This is a genomic window from Pseudopedobacter sp. (genome assembly GCF_040392825.1).
In the GTDB taxonomy this organism is placed as follows: Bacteria; Bacteroidota; Bacteroidia; order Sphingobacteriales; family Sphingobacteriaceae; genus Pseudopedobacter.
Map to the genome: position 1 here is coordinate 1 of NZ_JBEBVH010000161.1, position 9,229 is coordinate 9,229.

Genomic DNA, 9,229 nt, shown 5'->3' on the forward strand with positions numbered 1-9,229 from the left:
GCATTTTCAGCTTACCGTGGTGATGCTTCGGGACAAGTATTTGTGTTTTTCATTATGGCTTTAGCTGCAGCCGAAGTTGCTGTTGGTTTGGCCATAATCGTAATGGTATATCGAAATACAAGTTCAATCGATATTAATATTTTGAATAGGTTAAAATGGTAAATTATTTTAAGAAAGGATGATAGATTTAGTTTGGTTAATCCCTTTGCTGCCTTTGGTTGGTTTCCTTATTAATGGAATCGGGAGAAATGTATTACCAAAGTCGGTTATAGCAACTATAGCAAGCTTAGCAGTTATTGCACCTTTTGCAATAAGTTTATCTATATTTTTGAGCTTTAACGAAGCAAAACCTGTTATCGTTACTCTTTTTGACTGGATAAAAGTTGGCTCATTAGATATTCCTTTTGCATTTCAAATAGACCAGTTAAGCATCTTAATGTTGCTGATTATTACAGGTATTGGCTCGTTAATCCATATTTATTCTGCGGGATATATGAAACATGATGAAGGCTTTGGTAAGTTCTTCGCTTATTTAAATCTGTTCATCTTTTTCATGCTGCTTTTGGTTATGGGCTCCAATTATATCATCATGTTTATTGGATGGGAAGGTGTAGGTTTATGTTCTTATCTTCTAATTGGCTTTTGGTATAAAAACAGTTCTTATGCAGATGCGGCGAAGAAAGCTTTTATTATGAACCGTATTGGAGATTTGGGATTCCTTATAGCTGTTTTCCTGATTATCCATGCCTTTGGTTCGGTATCTTTTATAGATATATTTCCAAAAACATTAAATATTGAGAGCAATGGTGCTTTAATTACTTTAATCACCATATTGTTATTTATCGCTGCGACAGGTAAATCGGCACAATTGCCTTTATTTACCTGGTTGCCGGATGCGATGGCTGGCCCAACACCAGTTTCGGCGCTTATACATGCTGCAACAATGGTAACTGCAGGTATTTATATGATCGTTCGCTCTAATATATTGTTTGCATTGGCACCTTTAACTATGGATATTGTAGCTATAATTGGTTTAGCAACGGCAATTATTGCAGCAATCATCGCATTAACACAAACAGATATTAAAAAGGTTCTGGCCTATTCAACTGTTTCACAGTTGGGATACATGTTTCTTGGTTTAGGAGTTGGTGCATTTACCGGGGCTTTTTTCCATGTCATTACACATGCATTCTTTAAAGCATTATTGTTCCTTGGAGCTGGTTCAGTAATTCACGGAATGAGTAATGAACAGGACATGAGGAGAATGGGAGGACTAAAAAAACAACTGCCTGTCACTTTCTTTACCATGTTAATTGGAACAATTGCGATTGCTGGCTTGCCTCCGTTCGCAGGTTTCTTCTCTAAAGATGAAATTCTGGCACATGTTTATCAACACAATAAATTGATGTGGGTAATAGGCGTTATTGGAGCGTTATTTACAGCATTTTATATGTTTAGAATGATGTTTTTAACTTTCTGGGGATCTTTTAGAGGTACAGAAGAACAAAGACATCATTTACACGAATCTCCTGTTTCAATGACATTGCCTTTAATTGTTCTGGCAATTTTATCAGTAATTGGTGGTTTTATAGGAATTCCCCATGCGTTGGGAGGACATCATTGGTTAAATGAATACTTGTCTCCTATTTATGCTTTCTCAAAAGATTTAATACCAGTTCTGTCGTTAGACCATGCTACAGAGTTTATGTTAATGGGGATTTCTGTGGTAGGCGTTATTATAGCAATAATATACGCTTATACAAGATATGTTGGCAGCAAACATGTACCTGCAGAAGATAATGAAGAAAGATCTGCTTTGGTAAAATTGTCTTATAACAAGTTTTATGTAGACGAGATATATGCTTTTCTTGTTCAGAAGCCTTTGGATCTTTTATCCGGGTTTTTCTACAAAATAGTTGATAAGTCAGGAATCGATGCTATTGTTAACGGACTTGGTAAAGGCTCTTTAGAAGCAGGAAAGACTTTAAGACTCTTACAAAGCGGAAATGTAGGTTTCTATATTTTTGCCATGGTAATAAGTATAATAGCGGTTTTAGTATATAGTTTCATTCATATTTAAGTTTAGCGAATAAGGAAAAGATGAATTTATTAAGTTTACTATTCTTTCCCGTTTTAGGAGCAATTATCACTTTGTTTTCCGGGAAATATGCAAAGCAGGTCGCTTTGGTTAGTTCGCTTGTTACGCTGGCAATAACGCTTGGTATGTTATGTAACTTCAATCCTGAAGCGGGAAGACAATTTACCATAAACTATCCGTGGATTACTAAGTTTGGAATCTATTTTACTGCAGGAGTAGACGGTATCAGTATGTCTATGTTATTGCTTACCGCAGGATTACTACCGTTAATTATCTTGTCTACTTTTAAGAGAGAGATAGAAAAGCCGGCATTTTATACTTTAATGTTGTTTATGCAATTCGGCTTGCTCATTGTGTTTACAGCTATGGATGCTTTCCTGTTTTATATAGGATGGGAATTGGCTCTAATACCCATTTATTTTATTTGTGCACTATGGGGCGGAGCAGATCGTATAAAAGTAAATATGAAATTCTTCATATATACTATTGCAGGATCTTTATTTATGTTGTTGGGCATTATCTTTTTATATCTGCAAACAACAAGCAGAACGTTCTCTATAGATGCGTTTTACGCTTTGAATTTACCTAAGGAAACTCAATCCTGGGTATTTTGGTGCTTCTTTTTAGCATTTGCTATTAAGATGCCAATATTCCCTTTCCATACCTGGCAACCGGATACTTATACTTCTGCTCCAACAGCGGGAACAATGCTTTTAGGTGGTATTATGCTTAAAATGGGAGTTTACGGAGTAATTGTTTGGCTTATACCTGTGCTTCCGTCAGGTTTTTTGCTTTGGGGTAAATTTGCTTTAACACTATCTGTTATTGGAATAGTTTACGCTTCTATAATAGCTTTTACTCAAAAAGACATAAAGCGATTAATTGCGTATTCTTCTATTGCTCACGTAGGGTTAATTTCTGCTGGTGTTTTCACGTGGAACCTTCAGGGTTTGCAGGGAGCAATGATTCAAATGCTGAATCACGGAATTAGCGTAATTGGGTTGTTCTTTATTGTAGATATTCTTTTTGATCGATTAAAAACAAGGGAATTGTCTGAAATGGGCGGAATTGCTAAAGTAGCTCCTAAGTTCGCTATTGCTTTCCTGATCATTCTTTTAGGAGCTGTGGGACTTCCTATAACAAATGGATTTATCGGTGAATTTTTATTATTGAACGGTTTATTTAAGTTTAATATCTGGTATGCTGTATTTGGTGGCTTAACCATTATTTTCGGAGCAGTGTATCTGTTACGCGCCTATAAAACGGCTATGCAAGGCGAGTTGAATGATCTAACCAGAACATTTAAAGATATTTCAGGATCTGAAGTTCTGGTTTTAGCAGTAGTTTGTCTGCTCATTATAGCAATTGGTGTTTACCCGAATGCTTTATTACATATTTCAGAAGCATCAGTAGAAGGGCTTATCACAAAAGTGAATAATAAATTATCATTTTAATTGGGAATGAATTCTTTAATAGTTATATCAATATTAGCAATAGTAGTTCTTTATTTAGGCTTATTCAAGGTTAAATCAGGATTAATGCCTGTTAGTGTATTAGGATTATTACTTGCACTTGGTTTTTCGGTAGCGGAATGGGATTCAGGCGCCTCTCCTATTTTTAGTGGGATGATGCTTTTTGATAATTTTGCTGTAGCCTTCTCTTCTCTCTGTATTGTCGTTACGGTCTTAATTTTCTTATTATCTAAAGGTTATTTCGAAAGAATCAGCGAACATTTAGCAGAATATTATACCATTATTTTATTTGCTTTGGCTGGTTGTGTGATGATGGTTTCCTACAATAATTTATCTATGCTATTTGTTGGCTTAGAAATTATGTCGGTGAGCTTATATATTCTGGCAGGAATAAGAAAGAAAGATTTCGCATCTAATGAGGCTTCTCTGAAATATTTTTTAATGGGAGCCTTTTCTACCGGCTTTTTACTTTTCGGTATAGCTTTAATTTATGGAGCTTCAGGCACATTCGACCTCCAGGAAATTGCGCAGTATGTAAACAACCCCGAAAATATTATTGAACCTATATTTTATGTTGGATTAGTTTTAATGATTGTCGGTTTAGTTTTTAAAGTCGGAGCAGCGCCTTTTCATTTTTGGACACCAGATGTATATGAAGGAGCACCAACGCTTATTACCACTTTTATGTCTACAGTGGTTAAGATTGCCGGCTTTGCAGCCTTTTTAAGAATATTTCAGACTTCCTTTGCGAATTTAAGCGCTTTCTGGATACCAACATTAACAACGATAACAATATTAACGTTGTTCGTGGGGAATTTAACAGCACTTTACCAAAATCATTTTAAAAGATTGTTGGCTTATTCAAGCATATCACATGCCGGATATATGTTATTTGCAATCGTATCTCTTGGTTCTGCTTCAGAAAATGCCATATTTATTTATGCATTGGCTTATTCGTTGGCTTCGGTAACGGCTTTTGGGATACTTATTTTAGTAAAAGCAAAAACAGGCAGTGATGCTATAGATAGTTTCAACGGGTTATCAAAAACGAATCCTTTTTTAGCTTTAGCCTTAACAGTAGCGATGCTTTCTTTTGCGGGCATACCTGCAACGGCCGGTTTTATAGGAAAGTTCTATATGTTTAGTACTGCCCTTTCTCAGGCGCATATCTGGTTAGTCGCAATAGCTGTTGTAAATGCTATAATTGCTATGTATTACTATTTCAAAGTAATTATTGCCATGTACTTTAAAGATGCAAACAGTGCTAATAATATTAAAGTGCCGGCACTTTATCAGATTGTTTTAGGCTTAAGTCTAGTTTTAACAATTTTGGTAGGTGTATATCCATCATGTTTAACTAAATTATTTTAAAAAAATAGCCATATTTCATTACAATAATATTTGTAGTTTTATGGCATTACTATGGAGGAGATTTGGCATAATATAGTTAATCTGGCTGATGCACAACATATTATAAGCAAAGGAGGGTTTTACCTTATTTTGTTTGTGATTTTCGCCGAAACCGGGTTGTTTTTTGGTTTCTTCCTTCCGGGAGATTATCTCCTTTTTTTAGCGGGAATGTTCGTTGCTACAAGTAAACTCGACGTCGGAATTGTCACCATGATTCTGGGGCTCATTGTTGCTGCCATTGCGGGTAATTTTGTGGGTTACTGGTTTGGGTATCGAACAGGACCAATGCTCTATAATAAGAAGGATTCATTCTTTTTTAAGAAGAAATATCTACTTGCCGCAGAAGAATATTATAAAAAACAAGGCGCTTTTACATTAATTATTGGTCGATTTGTTCCCATAGTACGAACTTTTGCTCCTATATTTGCAGGAGTTGTAAAATTGGATGCCAGAAAGTTCGCCTTTTATAATATAGTAGGCGCTGTTTTTTGGATAACCTCGTTAACTCTTTTAGGATATTTCCTTGGCAGGAAGTTCGAGAAGGAGATTAACGAGTATTTGTTGTATATCATTATAGGGTTTATTTTGGTTACAACACTTCCTCTAGTTATAACGGTTTTAAAAAGAAATTTTAATAACAATAATAAATAAATACTGAATAATTAAATGGCCGATAATCATCCGTGGCATTCTATCTCTCCGGGAGAAGATGCTCCACAAGTTGTAACAGCAATTATAGAAATACCAAAAGGTTCAAAAGCGAAATACGAAATAGATAAAGATTCTGGATTATTAAAACTAGATAGAGTTCTTTTTTCATCTGTAATGTATCCTGCAAACTACGGTTTTATCCCTCAAACATATTGTGATGATAAAGATCCGTTAGATGTATTGGTACTTTGTTCTGTAGACGTGTATCCAATGTCAATCATAGAAGCCAAAGTGGTAGGTGTTATGCACATGGTAGATAATGGCGAGCAGGATGATAAGATTATAGCTGTAGCAGCTCATGATATGTCTGTAAATTATATCGACGATTTGTCGGAATTGCCTCCACATACTATGAAAGAAGTAGTAAGATTCTTCCAGGACTATAAAGCCTTAGAAGGAAAAAATGTTACTATCGAACATTTATTAGGTAAGAGGTATGCTTATAAAGTTATCGAAGAAAGTATAGAACTTTATAAGAAAACGTTTAAATAAATAACATCTATATGGACCCCAGTATTGAAATTAGTGGATTTCAGATTTTTTTAACCCTTTTTTTGGTAATCCTTAATGGATTTTTTGTTGCAGCAGAGTTTGCAATTGTTAAGGTAAGGGGTTCACAAATAGAAATAAAAGTAAAATCGGGAAGTCGTGTGGCTAAAATAGCAAAGCACATGACTTCTCATCTTGATGGCTATCTGGCAGCAACCCAGTTAGGTATTACATTGGCTTCTCTTGGTCTTGGTTGGGTTGGTGAGTCTGTAATGTCTAATATGGTATTACAATTTTTTTCCTTTTTTAATATCCCAATATCTGAGGCTGTAGCAACAAGCACAGGACATGTAACAGCATTCCTGATTATTACTTTTCTACATATCGTCTTTGGAGAACTCGCTCCAAAATCACTGGCCATTCAGCGACCGGTAAATACAACAATGATAATAGCTTTGCCATTGCAGTTCTTTTATTTGTTGTTTAGACCCTTCATTTATGTATTGAATGGTTTTGCCAATGTTATTCTGAAGCTATTTGGAATCCACCATGTAGAAGGAGGAGAATCTGTCCATTCTTCTGAAGAGTTACAATACATTTTAGACCAGGGGAAAGAATCTGGGGCCATTAATACTGCCGAGCATGAGCTTATTAAGAATGTCTTTGATTTTAATGAGCGGGTAGTTAAGTATATTATGGTGCCACGAACGAAGATTGTGGCCACAGAGCAAAATGCTACTCAGGAAGAATTGCTTAATCTGATTGTAGAAGAAGGCTATTCTCGTATTCCTGTTTACGACGAAAGTATAGACAAAATAGTTGGTATCGTCCACGCAAAAGATATATTGAGTTTATTGGCAAGAAAAGGAGAGTTTGTATTAGAAAATATTATTAGAAAGCCTTTCTTCGTTCCTGAATCTAAGAAGATAAACAATTTGTTGACCGAGCTTAAATTGAAAAAAATACAAATAGCTATCGTTTTAGATGAGTTTGGCGGAACAGCAGGAATGGTTACACTGGAAGATATCGTAGAAGAATTGGTGGGTGAAATTCAGGATGAGTATGATGAAGAAAAACCAATTGTAGAAAGGGTTTCCGAAGAAGAATACATTGTAACAGCATCTGCTACGGTTTATGATGTAAATGAATTCTTACCACACGATCTGCCAGAAGATGAAGATTATGATACTATTGCTGGTCTGGTAAGCGAAATATTCGGAAAAATTCCTGATGTTGGCGAAACCAAAATGTTCAACGGATATAACTTCACGATCCTTAAAAAAGTAGGTCAGAATATAGAAACAGTTAAACTGGAACTGTTGTTACAGAAAGAAGAAACAGTGGATAATCGTTAATTTGACAAGGGTTATTATAGACTCTTTCTATTAATCCGATACTCAAAAAAGAAATCGATTCTACTAAAAGGGGTTAATATATGACGGAAAGAAGCAAGAAGTATTTTTCTGATATATTGGGTTCAGAAATCGCCTGGTTCACGCATATAATGATATAGACGATGCCATAGTTTCGGCTATTCTACACGGCATTTAACACCTTTGAAACAGGAAGTTGAAGCCTTATTGTTTTAAATTGCTTTGCTTACAAGATATGCACATTTTTTATACACCCGATATTAACTTTTCAGATTCATCTTATTTATTAAATGAAGAAGAAAGCAAGCATTGTTCCAGGGTTTTGAGGTTAAAAAATGGAGACCAGATTAATCTTGTTGATGGTAAAGGAGGATTTTATTTAGCAGAAATTATCGAAGACCATCCCAAAAAAACAAAATTGAGCATTGTCTCCAAAGAGAAGGACTTCCATAAAACAGATCATTATCTTCACATAGCAGTAGCTCCAACCAAAAATATTGACAGGATAGAATGGTTTCTGGAAAAAGCTACCGAAATAGGAATACAGGAAATTACCCCTATTATTTGCGAGCATTCGGAAAGGAAAGAAGTGAAAAAAGAGCGTTTAGAGAAAATAATGGTTTCAGCCATGAAACAATCTCTTAAAGCTTATTTGCCAAAGCTGAATGATACCCAAACATTCAGGAATTTTATAGAGAATAATAAAAAAACAGTTAATAGGTATATCGCGCACTGTATTCCCACAGAAAAAAGAGAAATTTCCGACTCTTTTCAAAAGAACCAAAATTATCTGATTCTTATTGGTCCGGAAGGAGATTTCTCTGATAAAGAAGTTCAAATCGCTTTGGAAAATGGATTTGTTCCAATAACTTTAGGGAAAAGTAGGTTGAGAACAGAAACAGCCGCTCTACAAGCATGCTTCGAAATAAATTACTTAAACAGATAACCATTGTCTGCATTGCATTTTTGCTGATGGGTGCAATTGGTGCTCCAACATATAAAATTGCAAAGTTGAAATATAATGGTGGTGGAGATTGGTATGCAAATCGTACGGCTTTGCCGAACCTTATTCAATATTTCAATCATAATCTCGGCGGAAATATTAACCCACAGGATGCTGTTGTAGAAGTAGGAAGCTCAGAACTGTTTAACTATCCTTTCGTATACCTTACAGGGCATGGCAATGTTCAATTTTCGGATTCAGAAGCGAAGAACTTGAGAAACTATTTACTTGCTGGTGGATTTTTACATATAGACGATAATTATGGCTTAGATCAATTTATCCGCCCTCAAATGAAAAAGGTTTTTCCCGAACTTGAGTTTCAGGAATTGCCGGTTTCACATCCGGTTTATAATCAGAAATTCAAATTCCCTAACGGTCTTCCCAAAATACACGAACACGATAATAAAAGACCACAAGGATTTGGGCTCATTTATCAAGGGCGTTTAATCTGTTTTTACAGCTATGAATGCGATTTAGGAAATGGATGGGAAGATTTGGGCACATACAAAGAAGACTCGCCAGAAACTCGGGAAAAAGCGCTAAAAATGGGTGCTAATTTGCTCTCTTATGCTTTTGGCAATCGATAGAATAAAAAAAGCCAAACTTTAAAGGAGTTTGGCTTTTTTGCTGAAGCTGAAGCTATTTATTTTAAAGTGGCAATTTTAGTAATCCC

General features: G+C 35.4%; 10 protein-coding genes. All 10 read left to right on the forward strand.

The window, feature by feature from the left end:
• A partial coding sequence (nuoK, locus tag ABWO41_RS11870) for an NADH-quinone oxidoreductase subunit NuoK (protein WP_353138014.1) occupies positions 1-162 on the forward strand: 162 nt, incomplete at its 5' end.
• A gap of 16 nt (positions 163-178) precedes the next feature.
• Positions 179-2,080 carry an NADH-quinone oxidoreductase subunit L gene (nuoL, locus tag ABWO41_RS11875; RefSeq protein ID WP_353137993.1) on the forward strand — a complete coding sequence of 634 codons (1,902 nt, stop codon included), beginning with the start codon at positions 179-181 and terminating at the stop codon, positions 2,078-2,080.
• A gap of 20 nt (positions 2,081-2,100) precedes the next feature.
• Positions 2,101-3,552, forward strand: coding sequence for a complex I subunit 4 family protein (locus tag ABWO41_RS11880; RefSeq protein ID WP_353137996.1), 1,452 nt, complete (start codon positions 2,101-2,103; stop codon positions 3,550-3,552).
• A gap of 6 nt (positions 3,553-3,558) precedes the next feature.
• Positions 3,559-4,941, forward strand: a complete 1,383-nt coding sequence (locus ABWO41_RS11885; RefSeq protein ID WP_353137999.1) for an NADH-quinone oxidoreductase subunit N — start codon at positions 3,559-3,561, stop codon at positions 4,939-4,941.
• Positions 4,942-4,992: 51 nt separating this feature from the next.
• Positions 4,993-5,631 carry a DedA family protein gene (locus ABWO41_RS11890; RefSeq protein ID WP_353138002.1) on the forward strand — a complete coding sequence of 213 codons (639 nt, stop codon included), beginning with the start codon at positions 4,993-4,995 and terminating at the stop codon, positions 5,629-5,631.
• Positions 5,632-5,646: 15 nt separating this feature from the next.
• The gene (locus tag ABWO41_RS11895) at positions 5,647-6,183 is read left to right on the forward strand and encodes an inorganic diphosphatase (protein WP_353138005.1); all 537 of its coding nucleotides are present in this window, start codon (positions 5,647-5,649) and stop codon (positions 6,181-6,183) included.
• A gap of 11 nt (positions 6,184-6,194) precedes the next feature.
• Complete coding sequence (locus ABWO41_RS11900; RefSeq protein ID WP_353138008.1) at positions 6,195-7,535, forward strand: hemolysin family protein; 1,341 nt, start codon at positions 6,195-6,197, stop codon at positions 7,533-7,535.
• A gap of 115 nt (positions 7,536-7,650) precedes the next feature.
• A complete protein-coding gene (locus ABWO41_RS11905) occupies positions 7,651-7,731 on the forward strand; it encodes a HepT-like ribonuclease domain-containing protein (RefSeq protein ID WP_353138017.1) in 81 nt (26 codons plus the stop codon).
• Between the two features lie 57 nt (positions 7,732-7,788).
• On the forward strand, positions 7,789-8,499 hold the full coding sequence (locus ABWO41_RS11910) for a 16S rRNA (uracil(1498)-N(3))-methyltransferase (RefSeq protein WP_353138011.1): 711 nt from the start codon (positions 7,789-7,791) through the stop codon (positions 8,497-8,499).
• Between the two features lie 26 nt (positions 8,500-8,525).
• The gene (locus ABWO41_RS11915) at positions 8,526-9,143 is read left to right on the forward strand and encodes a DUF4159 domain-containing protein (RefSeq protein ID WP_353138020.1); all 618 of its coding nucleotides are present in this window, start codon (positions 8,526-8,528) and stop codon (positions 9,141-9,143) included.
• Positions 9,144-9,229 lie beyond the last annotated feature (86 nt).